We start from the raw sequence: 2,104 nt of genomic DNA on the forward strand, positions 1-2,104 counted from the left end.
CTAAAATAAATGATATTTTACAATCAGGGAATATTGATCTTTTGAAAAACGCTGAGAAGCTGGTAACGTATGTGGTGGAAAGGAAAGAGAACGAACTCATTTCCTTTGCCAAGCAAGAAGGGATAGCCTGGGCAGAGCATTCTTTAACTCTTACTCTTAAGCTGGAGTGGGTACATGCGATTAGAAGGACGGTCTGGCACTACCTGTTTAAATACGATCAACTGAATACCCATGTAGTCAGTATTTCAGACTACAGAGCAATGATTTATGTGATGGAGACGCAGATCAATGACGGCATCGATAATTTTCTTAATAGCTTTTTCATTAGTTATTCATCTTATAAAGATGAATTAATCAGCTCTCAGCGAAAATTAGTTGAGCATTTATCTGTGCCTATTATACCGATCAGTCCTCATATAGCCGTCCTTCCTTTAATCGGTTTAATTGATGTGTACCGTATGGATACCATTGAGGAAAAAATATTGATGGATATTTCAAATTTAAAAATCCGAACGTTAATCATGGATCTATCAGGCATTACAGATATGGATATTGAGGTAATACACCAGTTTCAAAGAGTGATGAGCGGGGTTTCCTTGATGGGATGTGAAGCTGTCATTACCGGTCTGCGTGCAGAACTTGTCAGGAAAATGATTCATTTGGATATTTCGTTTGATGAGTATGCATCAACTAAAGGTACGCTTCAGCAAACATTAGCCGATTATTTAGATGCAAATCTGATTTAATACAGGAACGGTCAACACATTCCGTTTTTACTTACTTTTTTGAGGGAAAGGAATACTCCTCAAAACTTATTGAACTAATAAATGGGTTTAAGAAAAAGCGATTTTTTCCGTCAAGTCAGGAAACAAAAATTTTACTTTAATAAAAAATTTTAGGTTTATTTTTGATAATCAACAAAGGCGGAGCATCCAAATTGGGTGCTCTTTATGATAAAGGAATATCCTGGCTTCTTGTCCAATTATTAAAGCGGAAGGAGGTTATAAAATGGATTACAGTCCTTTGTTGAATAGATTAAAAAACGCCAGTCAAAACGGTGAAACATTTACAATTTTTATAAATACAATTAGTGATAAAGAAGATGATCAAGTAATGAGGACAGCGAAGAATCTCCAAAGTGAATTGTTTATACGTTTAAGAGTTTGTGAAAAACAAAAAGATGGCGTGTTGCTCTCAGGAATGATTGAGCAGCTATAAATTTTTTAGGCATCTTTTAGAGGGTGTTTTTTGTTGCTGCCTATAGAGAAGATTTTGAGGCCATACCAGGCACTTAAAGATCGGGGTGGTCGAATCAATTTGTATCCATTAATAAAAATCTCGAATTTTTGGTGTTTATGCCAAATCATTCCGGGTAAACACTATAAAAACAATAGAGCGGGGATTGATATGAAAACAAATCCAGAGGAATATAGACATGAACTCATTGCAGGTAATAAGAAGATTTTTTCAGGAACTGCTGAACAACTTTTGTTAGTGCTTTCTAATAATAAACCCATTATATCAATCGGTGACACAATTAAACTGCACGGAAATAAATTTTTTGTAAGGCGAGGTAAGTTTATAAATCAAAAAAATCAAAAAAATCTTATTAGGTATTATTTAGAAACAGCCTTATAAAAATTGTTTCCTTTTGCCGAATTATGAAAGTATCGTGGGATATGGTCAACTAACCAAGGATGGGCTTTCCTCGATTAGTATCTTGGGTGCAGTGGGTTTGGTTTCCGCTTACCGTAAAGACAGTGCCTGGGTAGATGAACTGAATAAATATATTGATCAAAATATGAATATCGTTAAGAACTATCTGGCAGAGCATATATGCGGCTCCAACTCTCGGAATCTACTTATCTCGCCTGTATTGATATCACAAGGTTACCCTATTCAACTGAGGAGCTGCAGGATGCCCTCATTCATCATGGCAAAATTGCCATTATGCCAGGTGAGATGTATGGACAGGACGGGAATTACAATCGGATGGCTCCGCGAATTAGTAGCTACAGTCTTTATTCAGTCCGTACATGCCCTTGTGGTATTTGCTATCCTCATACCCAAAGAAATGTCCCTATGGAACCAGACAAAGATGGAG

Annotated in this window: 3 protein-coding genes; all 3 read left to right on the plus strand. The window is 36.4% G+C overall.

Features of this window, described 5'->3' with window-relative positions; translation table 11 throughout:
• Positions 1–746 (plus strand): STAS domain-containing protein (locus ABHN01_RS24870; RefSeq protein ID WP_429877771.1); only part of this gene is annotated, 746 nt, incomplete at its 5' end.
• A gap of 262 nt (positions 747–1,008) precedes the next feature.
• Positions 1,009–1,218 (plus strand): hypothetical protein, encoded by a 210-nt coding sequence (locus ABHN01_RS24875; protein ID WP_429877772.1) that lies wholly within the window; start codon positions 1,009–1,011, stop codon positions 1,216–1,218.
• A 189-nt stretch (positions 1,219–1,407) separates the two neighbouring features.
• Positions 1,408–1,638, plus strand: coding sequence for a hypothetical protein (locus tag ABHN01_RS24880; protein WP_429877773.1), 231 nt, complete (start codon positions 1,408–1,410; stop codon positions 1,636–1,638).
• Positions 1,639–2,104 lie beyond the last annotated feature (466 nt).

Origin of the sequence: Fictibacillus sp. NRS-1165 (assembly GCF_050468105.1) — a bacterium.
GTDB lineage: Bacteria > Bacillota > Bacilli > Bacillales > Fictibacillaceae > Fictibacillus_C > Fictibacillus_C terrinigri.

Bases quoted from the DNA above. Each gene is read 5' to 3' on its own strand.
- ABHN01_RS24880 (WP_429877773.1), top strand. From the start codon at position 1,408: ATGAAAACAAATCCAGAGGAATATAGACATGAACTCATTGCAGGTAAT.
- ABHN01_RS24875 (WP_429877772.1), top strand. From the start codon at position 1,009: ATGGATTACAGTCCTTTGTTGAATAGATTAAAAAACGCCAGTCAAAAC.